We start from the raw sequence: 24,638 nt of genomic DNA, 5'->3' as shown, positions 1-24,638 counted from the left end.
ATGACGCAACCTTTGTTAGATATCGATAACCTCTCCATCGCCTTTCGCCAGCAGGGTGAAACTACCCCCGTCGTCAGCGAACTGTCGCTGCAGATTGCCGTCGGCGAGACCCTGGCGCTGGTCGGCGAGTCCGGCTCCGGGAAGAGCGTGACCGCGCTATCGGTGCTGCGGCTACTCCCGTCGCCGCCGGTCAGCTATCCTGCCGGCGACATCCGTTTTCACGGCCAGTCGCTGCTGCACGCGGATGAACGCACCCTGCGCGGCGTGCGCGGTAACCGCATTGCGATGATCTTTCAGGAGCCGATGGTTTCGCTTAATCCACTGCATACTCTGGAAAAACAGCTGTACGAAGTGCTCTCTTTGCATCGAGGGATGCGCAAAGAAGCGGCGCGCGGGGAAATCCTCGACTGCCTCGATCGCGTCGGCATCCGCAACGCGCCCCGGCGGCTGGCCGACTATCCCCATCAGCTTTCCGGCGGCGAGCGCCAGCGGGTGATGATCGCCATGGCGCTGTTAACCCGCCCGGAGCTGCTTATCGCCGACGAACCCACCACCGCGCTGGACGTGTCGGTGCAGGCGCAAATCCTCACGCTGCTGCGGGAGCTGAAGCAAGAGTTGAATATGGGGCTGCTGTTTATCACCCATAATCTGAGCATCGTTCGTCAGCTCGCCGACCGCGTCGCGGTGATGCAGAACGGCCGCTGCGTGGAACAAAACGGCTGCCGGGCGCTGTTTTCCGCCCCCGAACACCCTTATACCCGCCGCCTGCTGGATAGCGAGCCGTCGGGCGATCCCGTCCCGCTCGCACCCGATGCCCCGGTGTTGCTGCGGGCGGAAAATTTGACTATCGCTTTCCCGATACGTAAAGGTCTGCTGCGGCGAGTTGTCGATCATAACCGGGTCGTTAACGCCCTCAGCTTTCATTTGCGCGCGGGAGAAACGCTGGGGCTGGTCGGCGAGTCCGGATCGGGCAAAAGCACCACCGGGCTGGCGCTTCTGCGTCTGATTCATTCCGATGGCGCGATCGCCTTTGACGGTGAGGCGCTTCAGGGACGTAATCGCCGGCAGATGCTGCCGCTGCGTCGTCGCATGCAGGTGGTCTTTCAGGATCCTAACTCATCGCTAAACCCGCGGCTCAACGTGCTGCAAATTATCGAAGAGGGATTGCGCGTCCATCAACCGACGCTCACGCCGGCCGAACGGGAGCAGGCGGTGATTCAGGTGATGCAGGAGGTCGGCCTCGATCCACACTCGCGGCATCGCTACCCTGCCGCCTTCTCCGGCGGCCAGCGTCAGCGCATCGCGATCGCCAGGGCGCTGGTCGTCAAACCACAGCTTATCGTGCTGGATGAGCCCACCTCATCGCTGGATAAAACCGTACAGGCGCAAATCCTCGCGCTGCTGAAGGCGTTACAGCAAAAGCATCAGCTGGCCTATATTTTTATCAGCCATGATTTACGCGTCGTGCGGGCGTTGTGTCATCAGGTGATGGTGCTGCGGCAGGGAGAAGTCGTCGAGCAGGGTGAGTGCGAGCGCGTATTTACCGCTCCGCAGCAGGAGTATACCCGTCAGCTGCTGGCGTTAAGCTGACGGTCAGAAGGGATTGTTGCCGGAGAAAGGTTCCGCAATTGCCACGCCGAAATTTTTCAGGCGGCAGGTTGCAGCGAATTCGTCCTGACGGTTAACAAACAGGCACGGTTCCCCTTCGCATTCAACGACAGAGCTGTCGACCTCGATGTCGCTAAGCGCCTGGCTGAGCTTATGCATGACCGGCCACGCGCTTTCGCCATCGGGGCTGAGTAATTTCAACGCCACGAGGCTGTTTTCGCTCTGGGCGCCGTTTTGCGGAATCGGTTCAACTCTTGAACCTGCAAAACCGGCCAGCCAGCGATAGCTCTGCGGCAGACGGTGTACGATAGAGAGTTGCAGTGTATTCACGTGTTTACCCCGGAAGCAAAATACTTCACAATAATTTTACATCAATACTAACACATTATTGACAACCAGTCCTCTTCCTGCACAGAAAACGCTTACACCAGTGGCATAGCCGTGTTATTGGTTTGTAATGTAAAAGTTTATAATTGTGCAGATGGAACATCTTCGGGCTATATGTACCCGTTTCTGTGATCTAAAACAACTTTTTTATCGCAATCATGCGACTTTTTGAACGATTTGATTTTACATAAAATAAACAAATCGCTGAACAGAGAAGCCAGATTTGGTTGACATGCATCAAAAAAAGGGGCGATATCGCCCCCTGAAAGTCGCTTAGCGCGCGGCTTTGCGCCGTCGGCTGGCGTAGAGGTAAAAGAGGATGGAGCTGCTGGCGCAGAAGGCGATAGAAATCAGCATTGGCCAGGCGGTGGTAAACGTCGCCATCGACAGCAGCGCGCCGACAATGGCGCCAATCCCGAAACGGAACGTCCCTGCCAGCGAGGAAGCGGTCCCGGCCATATGCGGAAACTCATCGAGAATCACCGCCATCGCGTTAGAGGAGACCATCGAAACGCAGCCGATGAACGCCGCCACGCCAAACACCAGCGCCCAGAACCCCACGCCAAACAGCGCGCACACGACCATCCACGCCGCCATCGCAAACTGGATCCATAGCCCGGCGCGGAACATGTTCAGCGCCCCAACCCGCCGCACAAAACGGCTGTTGATCATGGTCATGACAAACAGGAAGACGACGTTCAGCGCAAAATAGTAGCCAAAGTGCTGCGGTGAAACGTGGTTGATATTGATATAGACAAACGGGCCGGCGCTCAGAAACGAGAACATCCCGGCGAAGCTGAAACCGCTTGCCAGCATATAGCTCAGCACCCGCTTGTGGCGAAACAGCGTCGCGAAGTTGCCGAGCGTAGTGCGAATATGAAATTTCTGCCGGCGTTCCGGCGGCAGGGTCTCGCTAATAAAGAAGGCGATCATCGCCGAGGCTAATAGCGCCGCCACCGCGAGGATCCAGAAGATCGCATGCCAGCTAAACCACACCAGCACCGCTCCGCCGACCATCGGCGCCACCAGCGGCGCGACGGTGGTCACCAGCATGACGAACGACATCATCCGCGAGAACTCTTCCTTGGGATAGATATCGCGCATCAGGGCGTTAATCACCACGCTCGCCGCCGCGGCCGCCAGGCCGTGGAAAAAGCGCATGGTGATCAGCATATCGATAGTCTGCGACAGCGCGCAGGCCACCGCCGCCGCGGCAAAGACCAGCGTCCCCCCCAGTATCACCGGTTTACGCCCCATGCTGTCCGCCATTGGGCCATATAAAAGCTGGCCCAGGGCAAAGCCCAGAATATAGGTACTGAGCGTCATCTGCGCGCTGCCGTCCGGCACGTTAAACTGCGCCGCAATCACCGGCAGCGCCGGAAGATACATATCGATCGACAGCGGCATTAACATGGCCAGCAGGCCAAGAATAAACACAATCCCTAATGAAGAATTCTGCTTTGCCGTCACGTTTTACTCCGCGCATGTTGGCCGCCAACGCTGGCAATTTCTTCTGCCGTCAGAGGACGATATTCACCCGGCGCCAGCGACGCATCAAGCGCGATATCGCCAATACGTTCACGATGCAGGCCAACCACATGATTCCCCACCGCGGCAAACATCCGCTTCACCTGATGGTAGCGCCCTTCGCTAATGGTCAGGCGCACTTCGGTCGGCGTCACCACTTCCAGCACCGCCGGTTTGGTCAGGTCTTTCTCATTATGCAGCTGAACGCCTTTGGCAAACTGCTCGGCGGTGGACTCATCCAGCGGATTTTCCAGCGTCACCAGATAGGTTTTTTCGCAATGGTGGCGTGGGGAAGTAATGCGGTGCGACCACTGGCCATCGTCGGTCATCAATACCAGTCCGGTGGTGTCGATATCCAGACGCCCCGCGGCATGCAGCTTATGCGCCACCGGCTCGTCGAGGAAATAAAGGACCGTTGGATGATCCGGATCGTCGGTGGAACAAACGTAACCCTGCGGCTTGTTGAGCATAAAGTAGCGCGGGCCGGTCTGCTGAACCAGCGTATTGCCGTCATACTCGACGTCATGCTCCGGCAGAAGCTTGAAGGAGGAGTCTTTTACAATGTCGCCGTCCACGGTAACGCGGCTGCCGCGGATTTCACGCCCGGCAATAGCCCGGCTAACGCCAAGTTGCTGAGCGATAAACTTATCAAGTCGCATGAGATTTTTTTAGCCTGTACAAGTGCTGGAGCGGGCAACGCGCCCGAAAAAGAAGAATTTCATGGGGTAGTATAACGGGCTATTAACACCACTCAAGGGAAAAGATTCGTGGCATACTATTCGCGAGTTAATTAACCGCCATAAATTCATGACATTTACATTACGTCCCTACCAAAAAGAGGCGGTCGACGCGACGCTCGCCTGGTTTCGCCGCCATCATGAACCTGCCGCGATTGTGCTGCCGACAGGCGCAGGTAAAAGCCTGGTTATCGCCGAACTTGCGCGCCTGGCGCGCGGTCGCGTGCTGGTGCTGGCGCACGTTAAAGAGCTGGTGGCGCAGAACCACGCCAAGTATTGCGCGCTCGGCCTGGAAGCGGATATTTTCGCCGCGGGCCTTAAGCGTAAAGAGAGCCACGGTAAAGTGGTCTTTGGCAGCGTGCAGTCGGTCGCCCGCAACCTCGACCAGTTTCAGGGCGAGTTTTCGCTGCTGATCGTCGACGAGTGCCACCGCATCAGCGACGATGATGACAGCCAGTATCAGCAGATTATCAGCCACCTTCAGCAGGTCAATCCGCACCTGCGCCTGCTGGGGCTGACCGCGACGCCTTTTCGCCTCGGTAAGGGGTGGATTTACCAGTTCCACTACCACGGCATGGTGCGCGGTGATGAAAACGCGCTATTTCGCGACTGCATCTACGAGCTGCCGCTGCGCTATATGATTAAGAACGGCTACCTGACGCCGCCGGAGCGGCTGGATATGCCGGTGGTTCAATATGACTTCAGCCGCCTGCAGGCGCAAAATAACGGCCTGTTCAGCGAGGCTGATTTAAACCACGAACTGAAAAAACAGCAGCGCGTCACGCCGCATATCGTCAGCCAAATCGTTGAATTCGCCCAAACGCGCAAAGGGGTGATGATTTTCGCCGCCACCGTTGAACACGCCCGCGAAGTGACCGGGTTGCTTCCGCAGGGCGAAGCGGCCTTAATCACCGGTGAAACGCCGGGGCCGGAGCGCGATCGCATCATCGACGCGTTTAAAGCTCAGCAGTACCGCTATCTGGTTAACGTCGCGGTACTGACGACCGGCTTTGATGCCCCGCATGTCGATCTGATCGCCATCCTGCGCCCGACCGAGTCGGTGAGCCTTTACCAACAGATCGTCGGCCGCGGCCTGCGCCTGGCGCCGGGTAAAACGGACTGCCTGATCCTCGATTACGCCGGTAATCCGCACGACCTTTACGCGCCTGAAGTGGGAACGCCGAAGGGGAAAAGCGACAACGTGCCGGTCCAGGTTTTTTGCCCGGCATGCGGTTTCGCCAATACGTTCTGGGGGAAAACCACCGCCGACGGCACGCTGATTGAACACTTTGGCCGCCGCTGCCAGGGCTGGTTTGAGGATGACGAAGGCCATCGCGAGCAGTGTGATTTTCGTTTTCGCTTTAAAAACTGCCCGCAGTGTAACGCGGAAAACGACATCGCCGCCCGCCGCTGCCGCGAGTGCGATACCATCCTGGTCGACCCCGACGACATGCTGAAAGCCGCGCTGAAGCTTAAAGATGCGCTGGTGCTGCGCTGTAGCGGTATGGATCTGCAGCACGGCGCGGATGACAAAGGCGCCTGGCTAAAAATCACCTATTACGACGAAGATGGCGCGGACGTTAGTGAGCGCTTCCGCCTGCATACGCCCGCCCAGCGCACCGCCTTTGAGCAGCTCTTTATCCGCCCGCATACCCGAACGCCGGGCGTACCGCTGCGCTGGATAACGCCCGCCGATATCCTCGCCCAGCAGGCGCTTCTGCGCCATCCGGACTTTGTCGTGGCGCGCATGAAGGGGCAATACTGGCAGGTGCGGGAGAAAGTATTTGATTATCAGGGGCGATTCCGCCGGGCCAACGAACTGCGCTAATCGTCCTCACGTCTGAGGTTTTGGTTGCTGCAAACACCTATGGCGGCTATAATGCCGCCCGCTTTTGCATTCGCAAAGCAGATAATCTGCCTGCTGCTGGGTCGCCTGTAGCAGGATTTATATATAGAGAGACATCAATGTTTACTATCAACGCAGAAGTACGTAAAGAGCAGGGTAAGGGTGCGAGCCGCCGCCTGCGTGCAGCTAACAAATTCCCGGCCATCATCTATGGCGGCGAAGCTGCGCCAGTAGCAATCGAACTGGATCACGACAAAGTGTGGAACATGCAGACCAACGCTGAGTTCTACAACGAAGTTCTGACCATCGTTGTTGATGGCAAAGAAGAGAAAGTTAAAGCTCAGGCTGTTCAGCGTCACCCGTTCAAGCCGAAGCTGTCCCACATCGACTTCGTTCGCGCTTAATCGCTCGCTGAAAGTTGTATGGCAAGCGCCCCGCTCCGCAAGGTTCGGGGCGTTTTGTTTATCAGCCGAGTAGCGTTGACCTGTTCAGCGCCAGATGCTGCAACAGCATAATCGTTTTCGCATCGACGATTTCCCCTTCGCGAATAGCCTGCAACGCTTTTTCCAGCGGCCACTCCAGCACCTCGATATCTTCCCCTTCCGTCGCCAGGCCGCCACCGTCGCCGCGCCGATCGTCGGCAGAGTATTCGGCAATGAAAAAGTAAAGCTTCTCCGTCACCGAACCGGGGCTCATGTAAGCGGTGAATACCGGCTCTATGCGCGTGACGCGAAAACCGGTCTCCTCTTCGGCTTCGGCAACGATGCGCGCCTCCGGAGAAGCGTTATCCAGCAGTCCGGCGGCAGCTTCGATCAAAAAGCCATCATGGCCGTTAATCCACACCGGAAAGCGAAACTGGCGAACCAGCACTACCGTTTGCTTTTCACGATTGTAGAGCAGGATCACCGCGCCGTTGCCGCGGTCGTAAGCTTCCCGGCTCTGCTCCTGCCAGCGTCCGTCCCGGCGCAATAGTTCAAAAGTATATTTCTTGAGCGTGTACCAGTTATCCGATAAAAGCGTTTCGCGGATATGGCGAACGCGCGGTGCGTCAGCGTGCATGTTTTTCCCCTTTTAGGTGACAGCGAGCAACATAACATGCATAATCGTGCACAAACAAGATCACTCATGAAGGTATTTTGATGCTCGCCAGCCAGAGAAAACAGCAGATTTTGCAGATCCTCGCCGAGGAAAAACAGGTGATGTCCGGGGATCTCAGCCAGCGCTTTAGCGTATCAGAGGACTCCATTCGCCGGGATCTGCGGGAGCTGGCCGCGGAAGGCAAGCTGCAGCGCGTCCACGGCGGCGCGCTGCCGGTTTCCGAAGCCATCGCGCCTATTGAAACAAGAAAGAACGTGCAAATCGCCTCAAAGCAGAGCATTGCCCAGCGCGCGGTTGAGCTCATTCAGCCCGGTCAGGTGGTGATTGTCGACGGCGGCACCACCACCGGGGAGATGATGCACCTGCTGCCGGATAACCTCGCGTGTACCGTGGTCACCCATAGCCCGGGGATTGCCGTCGCGCTGGTGGAAAAACCGCTCATCGAGGTGATTTTGATCGGCGGCCGGTTGTTTAAACATTCCGTCGTCAGCGTCGGGTCTGCGGCCCTCGAGAGTATTTCCCGTATCAACGCCGATCTGTTTTTTATGGGCGTCACCGGCGTTCACCCCCGGGCGGGATTCACCACCGGTGACTATGAAGAAGCGGGCATTAAACGCGCGCTGGCGGCGCGGGCTGCCGAAACGGTGGTGATGGCGTCACAAGAAAAGCTTAACTCCGCGTCGGCCTTTGCCATCGGCGAGCTGGGGGCAGCCAGTACGCTGATCGTGGATACGACCCTGGACGAGGCGCTGCGACAGCAGCTAACCCTGGCGGGTGTAGAAATCCTCTACGCCCTGTAATACGGGTTCAGGCAAAAAAATCCCGACTCGACGTCGGGATTTTGCGCATTAATTTCCGCCAGAAGTACGGCGCTGTAGCTGGTCGCGCAGGTTCGGCGGCGTGCCTTTAATGGTTAAGGTATCCGTAGCCGGATCCCAGAACACCCGCTCGCCCAGCAGCATAGCGTCAAAATTAATGGTTAACCCGCCGCCGCTGCCGGCAAACTTGGTTAACTGACGCAGCGTGCTGCGATCCGCCGGGAAGCTCTCTTCCAGCTCGTAGCCTTGTTCGGCGGTAAATTCCTGAAAGGTTTTCTCGCTGACGCCCGCCAGCTCTTTCGACAGCGACTCCAGCTCGATTTCCTCACCGGCCTGCAGCTGCTCGTTGCAGTAGCTGTATACCTGCTGGCGCACGTTTTGACGTTCAGATTTATCCAGCTGCGCATCGGCGGCGAAATCATCAAGCGCCTGCAGCAGGCCGCGGTTCTGCGCTTTGGCGTTCAGCCCTTCGCTGGCGCCGAGGAAATCCATAAAGAAATCCGCCACCTTGCGCCCTACCCGCCCCTTCAGGAAGGTCAGATAGCGCGTTGACTCCGGGTTGGTTTCCCACTCGGTTAAATCAATACGCGCGACGATATCCGCGTGATTGATGTCCAGATAATGGGTGGAGCTGATATCCAGCTCTTCGTTGACGCGCATGCTGCTTAGGTTGTTCAGCACCGCCACCATCAGATATTCCACCGCCAGATAACGATACTGGCAAAACAGCACAATACCGCCTTCTGCAAAGGGATATTTTGCCAGTTCGTCGCGCAGGCGCCCGGTAGCGGCGCGGCTAAACGGCAGGAACGCTTCTTCGCCCTTACGCTGCCCGCGCAGCGCCTGCGCCAGCTCGCTCTCTTCATTAAACAGGCCGTAGGCTTTATTTTTCGCGCTATAGACACGATGCAGTTCGGCCATCATCTCGACAACCGTCGCCGTCGGCTCCAGCAGTGACTCGCGCAGCACCAGCTCCAGATTTTGTTCATCACGTTTGATTAACTGATGCAGGGCAATCTGGTCGATATCCAGACTCATGTTAAACTCTCCTTTTAGACCGGGCGGTATTCAACCACCGGCGGGGCGACGACGCAACCGCCGCGTGACTCTTTGCGAGCGAAGCCGCGCGCTTTTGCGTCGCGGCGAAAAAATGCGGAAAAAAAGCTGCTGCTACGGTAATATGTTGCCCTTTCACGAACAAACAGATTTTGAGTTTATGCCGCAATTATCCCGCTATAGCGATGAACACGTCGAACAGCTGCTCAGCGAGCTGACGAGCGTTCTGGAAACACATAAAGCGCCCGTTGACCTTTCACTGATGGTTCTGGGCAATATGGTGACTAACCTGATCAACAGTAGCGTCGCGCCGGCGCAGCGTCAGGCCATCGCCCGTTCTTTTGCCCAGGCGCTGCAGTCATCTATCAACGACGATCCAGCGCACTAAGGATAACGAACAACAGTATATGGTGACTCTTCGTCAGCCCTACCGAGAAAAAGTCTCCCAGATGGTCAGCTGGGGGCACTGGTTCGCCCTTTTCAACATGTTGTTGGCTATGGTGCTCGGCAGTCGCTATCTGTTTGTCGCCGACTGGCCAACGACGCTTGCCGGACGCCTCTTTTCGTACGTCAGCCTCGTTGGTCACTTCAGCTTCCTGGTCTTTACCAGCTACGTGCTGATTCTTTTCCCGCTGACTTTTATCGTCGTCTCTCAGCGCTTAATGCGCTTTATCTCGGTTATTCTGGCGACCGTGGGCATGACGCTGCTGCTAATCGACAGCGAAGTTTTCACCCGTTTCCACCTGCATCTTAATCCCTTTGTCTGGGAACTGGTTATCAACCCCGACCAGAACGAGATGGCGCGCGACTGGCAGCTGATGTTTATCAGCGTACCGATCATTTTCCTGCTGGAAATGCTCTTCGCGACCTGGAGCTGGCAGAAGCTGCGCAGCCTGACGCGTCGCCGCCACTACGCCCGACCCGTTGCCTGGTTCTTCTTTATCTCCTTTATCAGTAGCCATCTGGTCTATATCTGGGCGGATGCCAACTTCTATCGTCCGATCACCATGCAGCGGGCCAACCTGCCGCTCTCCTATCCGATGACGGCGCGCCGTTTCCTGGAAAAACATGGCCTGCTCGACGCGCAGGACTACCAGCGCCGTCTGGTGGAACAAGGCGCGCCGGAAGCCGTCTCGGTGCAATATCCGCTGAGCGATCTGCGTTATCGCGATCTCGGTACCGGTTATAACGTGCTGCTGATTACCGTTGATAACCTTAATTATTCGCGCTTTGAGAAAAACATGCCGGCGCTGGCCGGGTTCGCGAAAGACAACGTGAACTTTACCCAGCACATGAGCTCCGGCAACACCGCTGACAGCGGCATGTTTGGCCTGTTCTACGGTATTTCACCGAGCTATATGGACGGCGTTCTGTCTGCGCGTATCCCCGCGGCGCTGATTACGTCGCTGAATCAGCAGGGCTATCAGCTGGGCCTGTTCTCATCAGATGGCTTTAGCAGCCCGCTCTACCGTCAGGCGCTGCTGTCCGATTTCTCACTGCCCGTCGCGAAAGCGCAAAGCGACGAGCAGACGGCAAACCAGTGGATTAACTGGCTGGACCGCTACGCCCAGGATGAAAACCGCTGGTTCTCGTGGGTTTCTCTCAACGGCACTACCTTTGACGACGGGCAGCAGCAAAACTTCGTCCGCCGCTACGGTAACGCCGCGGGCGCGGTCGATACGCAAATTGGCCGCGTGCTGAACGCGCTGCGCGAAGCAGGCAAGCTGGACAACACGGTGGTTATCGTGACCGCGGGCCGTGGAATGCCGCTGAACCCGCAGCATGAGCAGTTTGGCTGGTCGCGCGAGCAGCTGCAGGTTCCCTTAGTGATCCATTGGCCGGGCACGCCGGCTCAGGAGATCGCGACGCTGACCGATAATAAAGACGTGATGACGACGCTGATGCAGCGTTTGCTCCACGTCTCTACCCCGGCCAACGAGTATTCGCAAGGTGAGGATCTGTTTAGCGCCGCCCGCCGTCGTGCCTGGGTCACCGCGGCCAATAGCGATACGCTGGCCATTACCACGCCGAAATTCACGGTTGTGCTTAATCACAACGGCACTTACAGAACGTGGAACAGCGACGGCGAGAAAATTAACGATCAAAAACCGCAGCTCAGCTTGCTGCTGCAGGTGCTGACCGATGAAAAACGCTTTATCGCTAACTGATTGATTATTTATAAATCAATCAGTCATTTCCCGGCTTGCATTCGCTTGGGGAACGGGTAATATTGTTCCCCACGAATCGGCACGTAGCGCAGCCTGGTAGCGCACCGTCATGGGGTGTCGGGGGTCGGAGGTTCAAATCCTCTCGTGCCGACCAAATTATTCACCGATTAAATCGGTAACCCCTTAAGAACCCGCACTCTCACAGAGTTTGCGGGTTTTTTAATGTCATATTTCCACCCTGTTCTAAGCGAAACGCTACCGCGACTCTGATTGTAAATCCCGGAAAAACTTCTATTATTTGACTGTACACGTCATTTTTCTGAAGGATTTACATGAGAGTTAATGGACTTACGAAAGGATTTTTCATCCTGATCGTGCTGATCGTCACCCTTGCTTTTTTCGACGTTCTCTCCCCCTATTATTCAGCCATTTTATGGGCGGCAATTCTGGCGGTGATCTTCCACCCGGTGAAGAACAAACTGCGCGATCGGCTCGGCGAGCGTAACGGCCTGGCGGCGTTTCTGACGATAGTGATTATCTGTCTGATCGTGTTTACCCCGCTGGCGATCATCCTCTCGTCGCTGGCCTTCGAGCTCAACGTGGTTTACACCAAACTACAGCATAACGATACCCAGTTCCCGACCGTGGTAGCCAGCCTGTTTGCTCACCTGCCGGAATGGGCAAGGAGCTTCCTCTCAGAGCATAATCTTGATAGCGCGGAACAGATTCAGCGGCAGCTTTCGGACGTTGCGCTTAAAGGAGGCCAGTACCTTGCCGGTAGCGCATTCCTGATTGGTAAAGGCACTTTCGGTTTTACCATCAGCTTCGGCATCATGCTTTATCTGCTGTTTTTCCTGCTAAAAGATGGTCCATACCTGGTCAGGCTGATTCTGGAATCCCTGCCGCTATCAAATCACGTGAAGCAGCATCTTTTCGCCAAATTTGCCGCCGTCGCCAGGGCGACGGTCAAAGGCACCGTGGCGGTCGCGCTCGCCCAGGGCGCGCTTGGGGGACTGGCGTTCTGGATCGTGGGCATTGATGGCAGCATCCTGTGGGGCGCGCTGATGGCGTTTCTGTCGCTGATCCCGGCGGTGGGTTCGGCGATTATCTGGGTGCCTGCGGCGATCTATCTCTTCGCGACCGGTCAGCTCTGGCAGGGCGCGTTTATCGTCGGTTTCTTTGTAATCATCGTAGGCCTGGTTGATAACATTCTGCGACCTTTACTGGTGGGTAAAGATACCAAAATGCCGGACTACCTGATCCTGATCACCACGATCGGCGGAATGGAAATCTACGGCATCAACGGCTTTGTTATCGGCCCGCTGATCGCCGCCCTGTTTATCGCCTGCTGGAACCTGCTGTCCGGACGCGATCACGCCGGAAACATCGATGAGCTTGATGAGGATTTCTTAGAAGAGGGTAAAAATCACGAGGAGTAGCGGGCGGTATTGCACAACTTTACAGGCATAGAGCGGCATTCCTGTCAGGTAATGACCGGCACCTTAGCGGCTCTGTAATTAATAAAACATCGCGGGGGCAGCGAGGTCAGGGGGGATACCCCTTGCTCAACCGCGATGAAATCCCCTACCCCTGCACCAATAAGCAGAATTTATAACTGGTATCTGTGAAAATTTTGGTAAACGCCACTGCCCATCAACGTAACAAATGCTAACATTATGCTGTTTATGATTGATAACAAAGGATTACCCACGTGAAAAAAATCACTACGTTTGCTGCCTCCCTGCTGGCCGTTGCCTGCATGTCCACCAGCGCCGCTGCAGCTGAGCAGCCGCTGGAGAAGATCGCCCCGTTTCCAAAGGCGGAACAAGGGATGAAGCGTCAGGTGATTCAGCTGCCGCAGCAGCAGGATGAATCCGCATTGAAAGTCGAGCTGATGATTGGCCAGACGCTGGAAGTCGACTGCAATCGCCACCGCCTTGGCGGCCAGCTGGAAAGCAAAACCCTGGAAGGCTGGGGCTACGACTACTACGTATTTGATAAAGTGACGTCACCCGTCTCAACCATGATGGCCTGCCCGGATGGTAAAAAAGAGAAGCAGTTTGTGATGGCAGGCCTGGGCGATGCGGGCATGCTGCGCTATAACAGCAAGCTGCCCATCGTGGTTTATACCCCGGCGAATATCGACGTGAAATATCGTATCTGGAGAGCGGACGAAACCATCGGCGTAGCCGTTGAGCGTTAATGCCTGAAGAGTGAATCCGGCGGCCTGCGCCGCCGGAGAAGCGCTTACAGCGCGATGTCAGCGATAGGTTTCCCTTCCGGCAGAGGCTTCAGCGTCGCCTGCGGAACGTTATCAGCCTCGGTAAGCGGCTCATAGCGCAGTTCCAGCACTTCGCTGGTCCACGCCAGCGCCTTTTCAATTTCCGCTGCGTTGCCATCCAGACGCGTACCGTAGCTCGGGATAATCGCTTTCAGTTTCGCCTGCCACTCCGCTGAGTTGATCTTCTCTTTGAACACTTTCTCCATCAGCTGCAGCATGATTGGCGCCGCGGTGGAAGCACCCGGCGAGGCGCCCAACAGCGCGGCTACCGTGCCTTCATCATCGCTGACAACTTCGGTTCCCAGGCGCAGAACGCCGCCTTTCTTCGCGTCGCGCTTGATAATCTGCACGCGCTGGCCGGCCTGCCATAAGCGCCAGTCTTCTTTGCGCGCTTCCGGATAGTACTCGCACAGCGCCGCGTGACGATCTTTGTCCTTTTGCAGCACCTGGCTAATCAGGTATTTTACCAGATCGAAGTTATCCAGCCCGACGTTGAGCATCGGCATGATATTCGACGTGTTGGTGGAGGCCAGCAGATCCCAAAGCGAACCGTTTTTCAGGAAGCGGGTTGAGAAGGTCGCGAACGGCCCAAACAGCACCACGCGTTTGCCGTCGATAATACGGGTGTCGATGTGCGGAACCGACATCGGCGGCGCGCCCACTTCCGCCTGGCCGTAGACTTTAGCCAGATGGTGAGTCACCACTTCCGGGTTCTCACAAACCAGGAACTGACCGCCGACCGGAAAGCCCGCGTACTCCTTCGCCTGCGGAATACCGGTTTCCTGCAGCAGGGTCAGCGCGGCGCCGCCGGCGCCAATAAAGATAAATTTAGCCCTGATAACCCGTTTCTGGTGGCGATTGTTCGCATCCGCCAGCGTTACGCTCCAGCTTTTGTCGGCGTTGCGCTTAAAGCGACGGACCACGGTACCCAGCTGAAGCGAGAAATTATCATGGGTTTGCAGTCCGGCGATCAGCTGACGGGTAATTTCACCGTAGTTCACGTCGGTGCCGACTTCCGAGCGGGTCGCGGCCACCTTCTGCTGCGGATCGCGCCCTTCCATCACCAGCGGAGCCCACTCTTTAATTTGTTGATGATCTTCAGAGTAGCGGATACCGCGGAACAGCTCGCTTTGTTGTAACGCCGCATAGCGGGCGCGCAGGAAGTTCACGTTGTCTTCGCCCCACACGAAGCTCATGTGCGGCACGCTGTTAATAAAGGATTTAGGCTTTTTCAGTATGCCCCGGGTCACCTGGTGGGCCCAAAACTGACGAGAAATCTGGAAAGATTCGTTGATATCAACCGCTTTATCGATATTGATACCGTTAGCGGTTTGCGGCGTATAGTTCAATTCCATCAGCGCCGCGTGGCCGGTGCCCGCGTTGTTCCATCCGTTCGAGCTCTCTTCCGCGACGCTGGACATCTGCTCGACCATGGTAATAGACCAGTCCGGCTCCAGTTCCTGCAGCCAGGTTCCCAACGTGGCGCTCATGATGCCGCCGCCAATCAACAATACATCCGTCTCTTGCTCATGGCGGGTGTTGGTCCGAGTGTTATTGGAACCAACCGCCTGTGAGCTGGGTACGGCCATCTTTTTCTTCATCGGATTTGAGCCTTACTTTACTCGCTTTTTTATTTAGCGCAGGTGAAACGATTCTCGGCTTCAAAGGTAACACTGAAGAAAAAAAATTTAAATATTGTTTAAATTTTAAGTTGAGTTTTGAGATCTGTTATAAAAATGTTTAATAAATGTGTATCACAAATCACATTTTGTACTGGTGTCAGCGATGCATCCGCGCTATTATCCTCGGTTTTGTGACCGACCGCACGTAAGCAGCGACCGTTCCTGGCCAAAATTTTTTAAATTCTGCGAACTTTTTTTATGCCCCCAGTTTCCGATTCCGCTACCTCTGGTCACGCTGGCGCATTAGGCCAGATACTGCGCTCGCCCGCGCTGCTGACGCGTGAAACGCTGGCAGGCGTGCTCACCGCGCTGGCCCTGATCCCCGAAGTCATCTCCTTCTCCGTCATCGCTGGCGTTGACCCGAAAGTTAGCCTGATTGCCTCCGTGGTATTGTGCCTGGCGATGTCGGTCCTCGGCGGTCGGCCGGCGATGGTCACCGCGGCCGCCGGCTCGGTGGCGCTGGTTATCGGGCCCATGGTGCACCAATACGGCGTCGGCTACATTCTGCCGGCGGTCGTTCTGGCAGGCGTTATTCAAATTTTGTTTGGCCTATGCGGCATGGCGCGCCTGATGCGCTTTATCCCACAGCCGGTGATGACCGGTTTTGTTAACGCGCTGGGTATTCTCATCTTTTTTGCTCAGGTACCGCATTTCTGGAGCAAGCAGCCGCTGATTATCGGCCTGTTCGTGTTGACGCTGCTGATTGTCCTGTGGGCGCCGCGCTTTATTAAAGCGATCCCTTCTCCGCTGATTGCTATCGTTCTGCTGACGCTGTTTACCGTTTTCAGCGGCCAGCTGCTGCCGACCGTCGGCGACGAAGGCTCCATGAGCGGCGGACTGCCGGGGTTAACCAGCCTGATGGTGCCCCTCGACTTAACCACGCTGCGCATCATCTGGCCCTGCGCGCTGAGCATCGCTTTTGTCGGCCTGATGGAGTCGCTTTTGACGGCGAAGCTGGTCGATGATTTGACCCATACCCCTTCCAGTAAGGCGCGCGAGAGCGCCGGTCTGGGCGTCGCCAACATTCTCGCCGGGTTTTACGGCGGCATCGCCGGGTGTGCGATGATCGGTCAGACCATCGTTAACGTTGAAATGGGCAAAGCGCGCAGCCGCGTCTCGACCGTTGCCGCAGGCCTGGTACTGCTATTGCTGGTAACCGCGTTAAGCGAAGTGATGGCGAGAATCCCGATGGCCGTGCTCGCCGGCGTGATGGTGATAGTGGCGGTAAAAACCTTTAGCTGGCACAGCATTCGTCCTGCGGAGCTGGCGCGCAATCCGTGGCCGGAAACGCTGGTGATGCTGGTGACCGTCGGCGCGACCGTCGGCACCAGCAATCTGGCAATCGGCGTTCTGGCAGGCCTGCTCTCAATGGCCCTGATCCCTCGCCGTCTGCGCACTCAAGCGCAGGCTACATCAGAAAAAGCGTCGCCAGCCCAAGAAAAATAAAGAATCCCCCGGTGTCGGTAATAGCGGTAATCATCACGCTGGAGCCGACCGCCGGGTCGCGTCCCAGCTTGACCATCACCATCGGGATAATCACCCCCATCATCGCCGCCATCAGCAGGTTGAGCATCATCGCCAGCGTCATTACGCCGCCCAGCTGCGGATCGTCGTACAGCCACCAGGTGATCGCCCCCATAATCCCGCCCCAGACGATCCCATTGATCAGCGCGACGCCCATCTCACGCAGGATCAGGAACGAAAAGCTTCCCGGCTGAATATGCTGTAACGCCATCGCCCGCACGATCATGGTGATCGTCTGGTTGCCGGTGTTACCGCCGATTCCGGCGACAATCGGCATCAGCGAGGCCAGCGCCACCAGTTGCGAAATGGTGTGCTCGAAACCATCGATAACGCGGGAGGCGATAAAGGCGGTGCACAGATTGACCGCCAGCCAGGCCCAGCGGGTCTTCACCGCTTTGCTCACCGGGGCAAACACATCGTCATCGTTGCTCAGGCCGCCCATCCGGCGTAGATCGTTATCCGTCTCCTCATAGACCACGTCAACGATCTCATCGATGGTTAAACGCCCCATCAGCTTGCCGTCGGCATCAATCACCGCCGCGCTGAGTAAGTCATCACGTTCAAAGGTACGCGCGACTTTTTCCGCGTCCTCGTGCGGCTGGAAGGTCACCGGATCGCCTTCCATCACTTCCCCCACCCGCTTCTGCGCATCGTTGAGCAGAATGGTTTGCAGCTCGAGTTCGCCGAGCAGCAGCTTATTGCGGGTGGTCACAAACAGTTTGTCGGTGTTCTCCGGCATTTTCCCTAGTCGCCGCAGATAGCGCTGTACCGCCGCGAGAGTGGCTTCCGGACGAACGGTAATGACCTCGAACTCCATGATCGCGCCGACGGTATTGTCGGCGTAGCGCATCATCTGGCGAATACGGGCGCGTTTATCCGCGGGCAGCGTGGCCAGCAAACGTCCGGTCAGATCGCGCGGCAGGTGCTGCAGCAGGTAGACCTGTTCATCAATATCGAGATTTTGCAGCGCGAACAGCAGGTCGTGATCGCTCATCTCCTCGATGAGGTCGCCCCAGACGCTTTCCGATGCCTCCAGCAGCACTTCACCGCGCTTATCGTCAGCGACCAGCCGCCAGAGCGCGTTGCGCGCATCGTAAGGCAGCGCTTCGAGCGCATCGGCAAGGTCCGGAGGCGGCAGGTGGGAAACCAGCATCTCTACTTCAGCCAGATCGTCGGCAAGCGTGCTGTCATCGTAACATTCAGCGAGGGTTAATTTACCCAGCAGCGAGGATGTGACGGCTTTATCGGTGCTCAGGAGCCAAATGAGGCGGGCGCGCTCTTCGTCACGCAATCTGGCGCTTTTTTTATGCAAAACGGACATCGGTCAGGCAATCCTTGTAAAAATATCTGTCAGACCAGCAGGCCGGAAGCCTTAAGCATAGCGCGAGGAGGCGGAAATAATAACCGCTATGAATTCAGTCGACGGAAAAAACAGCAGCCTGCGGGAAGCCCGGAGGTCGGCTGACGCCTCCGGGACGGCGTAAAGCGATCAGGCGGTACGGGCAACCGCGTCGCGGGTCGCCAGCTCGCGCTCATTTCCGGTCAGCTCAGACAGCTGGCCGCCGCGCATTTCCAGCAGCCTGTCGGCGTGCTGAAAGTAGTGATCGTCATGGCTTATAGCAAAGAGGGTTTTACCCATCTCCTTCATCAACGGCAGCAGCACCTGATAGAACTCACGGCGGAAATGGGGGTCCTGATCCGCCGCCCATTCATCCAGCATGATGATATCTCTATCTTCCGCTAACGCCAGCAGCAGCGCCACGCGCTTTTTCTGCCCTTTTGACAGCTTCAGGTCGAGGATTTTGCCATCGTCGAGCCGTAGCTTATGGTTCATCTGCAGATAACCCAGCCACTTCTCCACCAGCGCCGGGTCAGCCGCCTTCCCTTCCGGCCCCAGCAGTCTGTCAAACAGCCAGACGTCGGTAAACACCGCCGAGAACAGCTTGCGGTAATCTTCCGGCTTATCCGCCGCCATCGGCTGCCCGTCGACCAGGATCTGCCCGGAAAGGGGCTGATACAAACCGGTCAACAGCATAGCCAGCGTCGATTTCCCGCTACCGTTACCGCCGATGAGAAAGACCAGTTCGCCGCGCTTGAGGGTCATGTTGATCGGCCCGACCGCAAAGCTGTTGTCAGGATAATGGAAGGTGATGTCGCGCAGCTCGAGCGTCTGCCAGTGGGGATGCGCCTGCGGCTGCGGGAACTCAGCGCGGTACGGCGCGAGCGAAAACTTATTCAGCTTGTTGAATGCCACCTGCGCGCTGAGCAGAGTGGGCAGCGCGCCTACCGCCGAGAGCAGCGGCGTGCGCAGGAATAATAGGGTCAACGAGTAGGTCGCCGCCACCGCCGTATCGGCCCAGCCCAGGCTGTTGGCCATCCAGAAGACCAGGCCAATCGCGCCCAGCATCATAATATTCGACCAGTTGACCGCGCTCAGATGAAAGGTATCGGCGCGCACAATATGGTGCCGGTATTCACGCGCATCCGGCAGATAGAGCTGATTAAACACATATTCGGCGCGCTCGCGGTTGAGAGTGAGCTCTTTGCGACCTTCGAGCACCGTCTGGTAGTCGTGATACAGCTTATCTTCGCTTTCGCGCAGCGACGCCATATGCTTATAAACCCGAGATACCAGCATAAATCCGCCCCAGATGGTCAACGCCAGCCACAGGGCGGTAACCAGCATCATTTTTCCTGACAGCCAGGCCAGATAAGCGGCGGAGCCAAAGGTCAGAATAATCCCCTGCACCAGCTCCGGCAGGCGTACGAAGGCAATGGTGATATTACGGATATCGCTGGTTAGCCCGGCCAGCAGCGACGCGCTGCCGATTTTCTCGATCTTCTCGATTTGCGTATCCAGAATGCGCTTAATAAATTCGCCGCGCAGGCGGTAAACGAAATGGTGGCCGAGCGTGGTCAGCGCCAGCTGCGAGCCGAGGGTGACCGCCATCAACAGCAATAACAGCCCGAGAAACTCCGGCAGGACCGTCAGGGAGGTATCGACAAGGGTTATCAGGCGCAGGTTAATGAAGGCGATAAGCCCAATACCCAGCGCCGCGCTCAGCAGGCTCAGGGCAATGACGGAGATAAACGGCCAGCGATACTGGCGCCAGACAAGAAGAAGAAGTTCCATAACGCGTAATCCGGGCAAGCAAAAACAGCCAGCAGTTTAAACTGCTCGACGATGACAGCAAGAATAATTCTTATTTTTATTCTTTATTACCCGCCAGGCGGAAAGTGAGATTGTAACGACAGCCGCCGGTAGCCGGATGGATGCCCTCTTTCAGCGGTTGAATACCGTGGTAAAACAGCCGCGATTCGCCGCCCCAGACCACCACGTCGCCGTGCTCCAGCAGCACCCGCTGCAGTGGATCGTTACGCCGCAGGCCGCCAAACTGAAATATCGCCGGAAGCCCCAGAGAGACGGAAACAATCGGCGCTCGCAGGTTTTGCTCGTCTTTATCCTGATGCAGCGACAGCTTCGTTCCCGGCTGATAGCGGTTGATAAGACACGCATCCGGGGTAAAGCGCGCATAGCCGCTCGCCGCCGCCGCTTCTGCGGCCAGTTCGCGGAAAAGCGGCGGCATCTGCGGCCAGCGCTTGCCCGTCAGCGGATCGTCGGCAGCATAAAGATAGCCGTGCTGGTTGGTGGTCCAGCCCAGCTCGCCGCAGTTGGTCATCGCCACCGACATCGTATAGCCGCCGGGGGTGACCATCTGGCGAAAAGGCGAACTGCAGGCAATCTCGCTGATTGCCTGCAAAAGCGCCGGCGCGCGCGCTCGGGCGTAGCGGCGCAAAATTATCGCCCCCGGAGCCAGCGGCTCCTGCCAGGGCGGCGTATCGGCAAAAAGATCGAGCATTATTTCTCCTCGGATGACGCTTCTCGCGCCAGCAGCAGCGCCTTGCGCGCCGTCCCCCAACGATAGCCGGATAGCGCCCCATCCTCGCGAACGACCCGATGACAGGGAATAACCAGCGCCAGTTTATTCGCAGCGCAGGCGCTTGCCACCGCCCTCACCGCGCGGGGGCGACCAATACTTTGCGCCACCTGGCGATAGCTGCGGGTCTCCCCCGCCGGGATCTGACGCAGCGCCTGCCAGACCTGAAGCTGAAACGCCGTGCCGCGCAGATCCAACGGCAGGGAAAACGGCTGCCGGTGGTCATCAAGATGGGAAAATACCTGCGCCACCCGCTGACGAAAAATCTCGTCGCCCGGATGCAGCCGCGCATTGGGGAACAGGCTGGCTAATTCCGCACAAAGCAAGGCGTCGTCCTCTCCGGGCAGCACGGCGCACACGCCCCGCCCACTCTCAGCCACCAGACAGCGCCCCAGCGGACCGTCGCCGCATACCCAGGTAATATCGATATCCCCCCCGCCGCGGCGAAACTGGCGGCCGGTCATTCCCAGCGCCGCATCAGCCTGCTGGTAGTAGCTGCTACTATCCGGAAAACCGGCAGAGAGCGCCGCATCGGTAATTTTCGCCCCCTGTCCCAGCGCTTCGCGTAAACGGCGAGCGCGCCACGCCTGTTGCCAGGCTTTAGGGGTCATTCCGGTGACGGATTTAAAGAGGCGGTGAAAATGAAAGGGGCTGACCGCAAGCTGGCGTGCCAGCGCTTCCAGGGTTATCGGCGTCTCCTGCTCCAGCAGACGGCACGCGGCAGCTACTTTCTCTACCTTCTGCTGCTGCGGATCGGTTTTTTCCGGCTGGCAGCGTTTGCACGGACGAAAGCCTTCCGCCTGCGCGCTTGCCACATCAGGATAAAAGCGAACATTTTCCCGCAGCGCGCGGCGCGAGCGGCAGGAGGGGCGGCAGCAGACGCCGGTGGTCAGCACGGCAAAGACAAACTGACCATCGGCGCTGGCATCGCGTTCGCATACCGCCTGCCAGCGGCGCTCATCGGTATCAATCATTATCGTTTTCATCACGGACTCCTGCTGTAAGTGTATCTTCAGTGTGGGCCGAAGTCCGTCATCAAAAACCCGAAATCTTGCGCTTTAATTTTTCTCGCCAACGAGGAAAGTGCGGAACTGCGGCGACATCCAGGTTTTAAACCCGTCCCCCTCTTTGATAATCATATAGACCGCCAGCCCCTGTTCGCGTACCACGTCCCGCGCTTTTTCCGGCCCCAGCACCATCAGCCCGGTGTCCCAGCCGTCGGCTTCCAGCGCCGTCGGGGCGATAACGGTCACCGAAACCAGTTTATGATCGATAGGCCGCCCGGTTTGCGGATCGATAACGTGCGAGATGCGCTTACCGTCCAGCTCATAGTAGTTGCGATAGCTGCCGGAGGTGCTGATGCCGTGGCCGTTGATATCAACGATCGCCTGTACCGCGTTTTCGCGATCGGTTGGCTTCTGGATCGCCACCCGCCACGGCTGCCCTTCCGCATTCATTCCCCGGCTCGCCAGCGCGCCGCCCACCGAGACCAGGTAACGCGAGATCCCCTCCTGCTCCATCAGGCGCGCCAGATGATCGGCGGCGTAGCCTTCACCTACGGTAGAGAGATCGACAAACAGATCCGGAATATCTTTTTGCAGAAACTGCTTGCCGGCCTGGTTGATCACCGTCAGATGCTGTAATCCGCTGCGCGCTTTTGCCGCGGCAATCTGCTGCGCATCCGGCGTTTTGACCGGCTGTTTATCCGGGCCAAAGCCCCATAAATTGACCAGCGGCCCGACGGTAATATCCATGGCGCCATGGGTTTTTGCGCCAATGCGCAGCGACATCGTCACGATATCCGCCATCGCCTCGCTGACCGGCCACGGCGAGGTGCCCGGCGAATGGTTAAAGCGCATCAACGCTGAATCGTTCTTCCAGGTGGAAAGCAGACGATCGTCGGCATCCAGCTGAGCCTGAACTTTCTGGCGCAGCGCCTCGGCCTTCGCCTCATCAACGTTGATGACGCTAACCCGCCAGAATGTGCCCATGGTTTTACCCTCCAGCACGGTGGCGGCGGATTTTGGCGTCTGGGGAGTGGTGGCTGAATCACAGCCTGAAAGTAATACGCAGGCGCCGAACAGGGCGGCGCGGAAAAAAGTGATATCCATAAAATTGGCTTCCTCTGGCTAAGGCGCAAAGAGTACACCAGCAAGGTTAAACCGGGCATAAAAAAAGGCGCCATCGGCGCCTTTTTTCAAACTTCAGCTTGCTTAGAACTGGTAAACCAGGCCCAGAGCAACGATGTCGTCGGTAGAAACACCGGCGTTACGAGTGAAGCTGTTGTCGTCCAGCAGGTTGATTTTGTAGTCAACGTAGGTGGACATGTTTTTGTTGAAGTAGTAGGTAGCGCCTACATCAACATATTTCAGGATATCCTGGTCGCCGTAGCCTTCCAGATCCTTACCTTTGGACTGCAGGTAAGCCACGGACGGACGCAGACCGAAGTCGAACTGGTACTGAGCAACCACTTCGAAGTTCTGCGCTTTGTTAGCAAAGCCCAGGGAACCGGCGCGAGTTGCGTTGTAGGTCTGGGTGTACTGAGTCGCCAGGTAGATGTTGTTGGCGTCATATTTCAGACCACCGGTATAGGTTTCAGCGTTGTCGCCGCGGCCCAGAGCCAGCTGGCTGTTCTGATCGCCATTACGTTTGGAGTGAGAGTACGCGAAACCAGCGCTGATACCGTCGTAGATATCATAGGTCAGGGAGGTGCCGTAACCGTCGCCGTTCTGTTTCAGAGGGCCACGACCGTTGTTGGTCGGGGAAGTACCTTCGCCGCTTACGCTGCCGTTTTTACCCTGATACTGCAGAGCAAAGTTCAGGCCGTCAACCAGACCGAAGAAGTCAGAGTTACGGTAGGTTGCCACGCCGTTAGCGCGAGACTGCAGGAAGTTGTCAGAACCGTAGGTGTCGCCGCCGAATTCCGGCAGAACGTCAGTCCAGGAAGTTACGTCGTAGACAACGCCGTAGTTACGACCGTAGTCGAAAGAACCCGCGTCGCCGAATTTCAGACCAGCAAATGCCAGACGAGTCCACGCCTGATCGCTGGAGCTCTCGGTGTTGTTTGCCTGAACGTTGTATTCCCACTGGCCGTAACCGGTCAGCTGGTCGTTGATCTGAGTTTCGCCTTTGATGCCCAGACGCATGTAGGTCTGGTCGCCATCGGAAGATTTGTCGTCAGAGAAATAGTGCAGACCGTCGATTTTACCGTACAGGTCTAATTTGTTGCCATCTTTGTTATAGACTTCAGCCGCATTCGCTGCGCCTGCTACCAGCAGTGCCGGTACCAGGAGGGACAGTACTTTAACTTTCATGTTATTAACCCTCTGTTTGTTATATGCCTTTTATTATTGCCACTGCTTACTGATTACCCTTCTAATCAGTCGGCTATTTCATTGTGCTGCAAAACGCGGAATAATCCAACAAGAATATGATACTAAAACTTCTAAGATGTTTCAAAATACCCACAAGATGTTTCAATTTGTAAATGTGAGGGAACTTTTTTTCGGCCCTAAATGGGTAGCGAAATAAGCACTAATAATCAAAAAATAAAAATTTTTAATCCCTGTCAATGAGTTACACGGTTACATATCTATAGCACTGAATGGTAAAACAAAATTCTCGTCTGCGACTAAAATTACCCTCGCTATCATCATTAACTTTATTTATTACCGTCATTCAGTTCTGAATGTCTGTTTACCCCTATTTCAACCGGATGCCTCGCATCCGGTTTTTTTTACCCTTCTTTACACATCTTTAATTATTCCATGCTACCGGCGAAAAAAATAACGGTTATTAATCAAACAACTTGCGAATAAACTCAAGGCTATTTGTATAATTTCTTGTTATTTAGTGCTATTTTCGTTAGTCAATCCGTAAATAATTGTACAAAATCACTCGGGCCGTACATCTTTGCTCGCCGCGCGGGTTTGGGATAAATCTCAAGGCAAAAAAGTCGTTGTATGGTA

At 56.6% G+C, this 24,638-nt stretch carries 21 protein-coding genes and 1 tRNA gene; 10 read left to right on the top strand and 12 right to left on the bottom strand.

Annotation, left to right across the window (positions count from 1 at the left end; genetic code table 11):
* On the top strand, positions 1 to 1,590 hold the full coding sequence (yejF, locus tag JLG71_RS08370) for a microcin C ABC transporter ATP-binding protein YejF (protein ID WP_196546179.1): 1,590 nt from the start codon (positions 1 to 3) through the stop codon (positions 1,588 to 1,590).
* Positions 1,591 to 1,593: 3 nt separating this feature from the next.
* Here the strand turns inward: yejF and JLG71_RS08365 are convergent, their stop codons facing one another.
* The 3 genes from JLG71_RS08365 to rsuA form a co-directional block, all read right to left on the bottom strand.
* Positions 1,594 to 1,938, bottom strand: coding sequence for a YejG family protein (locus tag JLG71_RS08365; RefSeq protein ID WP_004122937.1), 345 nt, complete (start codon positions 1,936 to 1,938; stop codon positions 1,594 to 1,596).
* A gap of 330 nt (positions 1,939 to 2,268) precedes the next feature.
* Positions 2,269 to 3,465 (bottom strand): Bcr/CflA family multidrug efflux MFS transporter, encoded by a 1,197-nt coding sequence (locus JLG71_RS08360; RefSeq protein ID WP_014230177.1) that lies wholly within the window; start codon positions 3,463 to 3,465, stop codon positions 2,269 to 2,271.
* Positions 3,462 to 4,181, bottom strand: a complete 720-nt coding sequence (gene rsuA, locus JLG71_RS08355; protein ID WP_014230178.1) for a 16S rRNA pseudouridine(516) synthase RsuA — start codon at positions 4,179 to 4,181, stop codon at positions 3,462 to 3,464. Before rsuA ends, JLG71_RS08360 begins: the two co-directional genes overlap by 4 nt.
* Before the next feature lie 148 nt (positions 4,182 to 4,329).
* Between rsuA and JLG71_RS08350 the strand changes: the two genes are divergently transcribed.
* Both JLG71_RS08350 and rplY read left to right on the top strand, forming a co-directional pair.
* On the top strand, positions 4,330 to 6,087 hold the full coding sequence (locus JLG71_RS08350; protein WP_109240558.1) for a DEAD/DEAH box helicase: 1,758 nt from the start codon (positions 4,330 to 4,332) through the stop codon (positions 6,085 to 6,087).
* Positions 6,088 to 6,224: 137 nt separating this feature from the next.
* Entirely contained in the window at positions 6,225 to 6,509 is a 285-nt protein-coding gene (gene rplY / locus JLG71_RS08345; RefSeq protein ID WP_004103955.1) for a 50S ribosomal protein L25, read from the top strand.
* A gap of 61 nt (positions 6,510 to 6,570) precedes the next feature.
* On the opposite strand, the gene JLG71_RS08340 is transcribed toward rplY, so the two are convergent.
* Positions 6,571 to 7,164, bottom strand: coding sequence for an NUDIX domain-containing protein (locus JLG71_RS08340; RefSeq protein WP_009654037.1), 594 nt, complete (start codon positions 7,162 to 7,164; stop codon positions 6,571 to 6,573).
* Between the two features lie 80 nt (positions 7,165 to 7,244).
* Here JLG71_RS08340 and JLG71_RS08335 point away from each other — a divergent pair, with 80 nt between their 5' ends.
* Positions 7,245 to 8,003 carry a DeoR/GlpR family DNA-binding transcription regulator gene (locus JLG71_RS08335; RefSeq protein WP_025106737.1) on the top strand — a complete coding sequence of 253 codons (759 nt, stop codon included), beginning with the start codon at positions 7,245 to 7,247 and terminating at the stop codon, positions 8,001 to 8,003.
* A 48-nt stretch (positions 8,004 to 8,051) separates the two neighbouring features.
* On the opposite strand, the gene yejK is transcribed toward JLG71_RS08335, so the two are convergent.
* Positions 8,052 to 9,059 carry a nucleoid-associated protein YejK gene (gene yejK, locus JLG71_RS08330; RefSeq protein WP_004122954.1) on the bottom strand — a complete coding sequence of 336 codons (1,008 nt, stop codon included), beginning with the start codon at positions 9,057 to 9,059 and terminating at the stop codon, positions 8,052 to 8,054.
* 178 nt (positions 9,060 to 9,237) lie between these two features.
* Between yejK and JLG71_RS08325 the strand changes: the two genes are divergently transcribed.
* From JLG71_RS08325 to eco, 5 genes are all read left to right on the top strand, one after another.
* Positions 9,238 to 9,465 (top strand): YejL family protein, encoded by a 228-nt coding sequence (locus JLG71_RS08325; RefSeq protein WP_004133900.1) that lies wholly within the window; start codon positions 9,238 to 9,240, stop codon positions 9,463 to 9,465.
* 19 nt (positions 9,466 to 9,484) lie between these two features.
* Positions 9,485 to 11,245, top strand: a complete 1,761-nt coding sequence (gene yejM / locus JLG71_RS08320) for an LPS biosynthesis-modulating metalloenzyme YejM (protein WP_014230182.1) — start codon at positions 9,485 to 9,487, stop codon at positions 11,243 to 11,245.
* A 77-nt stretch (positions 11,246 to 11,322) separates the two neighbouring features.
* A tRNA-Pro gene (locus JLG71_RS08315) sits at positions 11,323 to 11,399 on the top strand.
* Between the two features lie 178 nt (positions 11,400 to 11,577).
* Entirely contained in the window at positions 11,578 to 12,684 is a 1,107-nt protein-coding gene (locus tag JLG71_RS08310; RefSeq protein WP_009653963.1) for an AI-2E family transporter, read from the top strand.
* A gap of 272 nt (positions 12,685 to 12,956) precedes the next feature.
* A complete protein-coding gene (gene eco, locus JLG71_RS08305; RefSeq protein WP_014230206.1) occupies positions 12,957 to 13,448 on the top strand; it encodes a serine protease inhibitor ecotin in 492 nt (163 codons plus the stop codon).
* Positions 13,449 to 13,492: 44 nt separating this feature from the next.
* Here eco and mqo read toward each other — a convergent pair whose 3' ends face one another.
* The gene (mqo, locus tag JLG71_RS08300) at positions 13,493 to 15,127 is read right to left on the bottom strand and encodes a malate dehydrogenase (quinone) (protein ID WP_025106713.1); all 1,635 of its coding nucleotides are present in this window, start codon (positions 15,125 to 15,127) and stop codon (positions 13,493 to 13,495) included.
* A gap of 279 nt (positions 15,128 to 15,406) precedes the next feature.
* On the opposite strand from mqo, the gene JLG71_RS08295 reads away from it, so the two are divergent.
* Positions 15,407 to 16,654 (top strand): SulP family inorganic anion transporter, encoded by a 1,248-nt coding sequence (locus tag JLG71_RS08295; RefSeq protein WP_014230208.1) that lies wholly within the window; start codon positions 15,407 to 15,409, stop codon positions 16,652 to 16,654.
* Here JLG71_RS08295 and mgtE read toward each other — a convergent pair.
* The 6 genes from mgtE to JLG71_RS08265 form a co-directional block, all read right to left on the bottom strand.
* Entirely contained in the window at positions 16,617 to 18,053 is a 1,437-nt protein-coding gene (gene mgtE / locus JLG71_RS08290; RefSeq protein WP_200914085.1) for a magnesium transporter, read from the bottom strand. The two genes, JLG71_RS08295 and mgtE, sit on opposite strands and share 38 nt — an antisense overlap.
* Positions 18,054 to 18,221: 168 nt before the next feature.
* Positions 18,222 to 19,865, bottom strand: a complete 1,644-nt coding sequence (locus tag JLG71_RS08285) for a multidrug ABC transporter permease/ATP-binding protein (RefSeq protein ID WP_025106712.1) — start codon at positions 19,863 to 19,865, stop codon at positions 18,222 to 18,224.
* Between the two features lie 76 nt (positions 19,866 to 19,941).
* Positions 19,942 to 20,592 carry a DNA oxidative demethylase AlkB gene (gene alkB, locus JLG71_RS08280; protein ID WP_200914083.1) on the bottom strand — a complete coding sequence of 217 codons (651 nt, stop codon included), beginning with the start codon at positions 20,590 to 20,592 and terminating at the stop codon, positions 19,942 to 19,944.
* Complete coding sequence (gene ada / locus JLG71_RS08275; RefSeq protein ID WP_200914082.1) at positions 20,592 to 21,656, bottom strand: bifunctional DNA-binding transcriptional regulator/O6-methylguanine-DNA methyltransferase Ada; 1,065 nt, start codon at positions 21,654 to 21,656, stop codon at positions 20,592 to 20,594. The genes alkB and ada overlap by 1 nt, the downstream gene beginning before the upstream one ends.
* 72 nt (positions 21,657 to 21,728) lie before the next feature.
* Complete coding sequence (gene apbE / locus JLG71_RS08270) at positions 21,729 to 22,781, bottom strand: FAD:protein FMN transferase ApbE (RefSeq protein WP_025106709.1); 1,053 nt, start codon at positions 22,779 to 22,781, stop codon at positions 21,729 to 21,731.
* 102 nt (positions 22,782 to 22,883) lie between these two features.
* A complete protein-coding gene (locus tag JLG71_RS08265; protein WP_025106708.1) occupies positions 22,884 to 23,984 on the bottom strand; it encodes a porin OmpC in 1,101 nt (366 codons plus the stop codon).
* Positions 23,985 to 24,638 lie beyond the last annotated feature (654 nt).

Source organism: Klebsiella michiganensis, from assembly GCF_015139575.1.
In the GTDB taxonomy this organism is placed as follows: Bacteria; Pseudomonadota; Gammaproteobacteria; order Enterobacterales; family Enterobacteriaceae; genus Klebsiella; species Klebsiella michiganensis.
Note: the sequence above shows the minus strand (reverse complement) of the source record. Positions and strands in the feature narration are given on the sequence as shown.

Bases quoted from the DNA above. Each gene is read 5' to 3' on its own strand.
- ada (WP_200914082.1), bottom strand. From the start codon at position 21,656: ATGAAAACGATAATGATTGATACCGATGAGCGCCGCTGGCAGGCGGTA.
- yejM (WP_014230182.1), top strand. From the start codon at position 9,485: ATGGTGACTCTTCGTCAGCCCTACCGAGAAAAAGTCTCCCAGATGGTC.
- alkB (WP_200914083.1), bottom strand. From the start codon at position 20,592: ATGCTCGATCTTTTTGCCGATACGCCGCCCTGGCAGGAGCCGCTGGCT.
- JLG71_RS08310 (WP_009653963.1), top strand. From the start codon at position 11,578: ATGAGAGTTAATGGACTTACGAAAGGATTTTTCATCCTGATCGTGCTG.
- JLG71_RS08265 (WP_025106708.1), bottom strand. From the start codon at position 23,984: ATGAAAGTTAAAGTACTGTCCCTCCTGGTACCGGCACTGCTGGTAGCA.
- yejF (WP_196546179.1), top strand. From the start codon at position 1: ATGACGCAACCTTTGTTAGATATCGATAACCTCTCCATCGCCTTTCGC.
- JLG71_RS08295 (WP_014230208.1), top strand. From the start codon at position 15,407: ATGCCCCCAGTTTCCGATTCCGCTACCTCTGGTCACGCTGGCGCATTA.
- rsuA (WP_014230178.1), bottom strand. From the start codon at position 4,181: ATGCGACTTGATAAGTTTATCGCTCAGCAACTTGGCGTTAGCCGGGCT.
- mqo (WP_025106713.1), bottom strand. From the start codon at position 15,127: ATGAAGAAAAAGATGGCCGTACCCAGCTCACAGGCGGTTGGTTCCAAT.
- apbE (WP_025106709.1), bottom strand. From the start codon at position 22,781: ATGGATATCACTTTTTTCCGCGCCGCCCTGTTCGGCGCCTGCGTATTA.
- mgtE (WP_200914085.1), bottom strand. From the start codon at position 18,053: ATGTCCGTTTTGCATAAAAAAAGCGCCAGATTGCGTGACGAAGAGCGC.
- JLG71_RS08340 (WP_009654037.1), bottom strand. From the start codon at position 7,164: ATGCACGCTGACGCACCGCGCGTTCGCCATATCCGCGAAACGCTTTTA.
- JLG71_RS08350 (WP_109240558.1), top strand. From the start codon at position 4,330: ATGACATTTACATTACGTCCCTACCAAAAAGAGGCGGTCGACGCGACG.
- rplY (WP_004103955.1), top strand. From the start codon at position 6,225: ATGTTTACTATCAACGCAGAAGTACGTAAAGAGCAGGGTAAGGGTGCG.
- yejK (WP_004122954.1), bottom strand. From the start codon at position 9,059: ATGAGTCTGGATATCGACCAGATTGCCCTGCATCAGTTAATCAAACGT.
- JLG71_RS08335 (WP_025106737.1), top strand. From the start codon at position 7,245: ATGCTCGCCAGCCAGAGAAAACAGCAGATTTTGCAGATCCTCGCCGAG.
- JLG71_RS08325 (WP_004133900.1), top strand. From the start codon at position 9,238: ATGCCGCAATTATCCCGCTATAGCGATGAACACGTCGAACAGCTGCTC.
- JLG71_RS08285 (WP_025106712.1), bottom strand. From the start codon at position 19,865: ATGGAACTTCTTCTTCTTGTCTGGCGCCAGTATCGCTGGCCGTTTATC.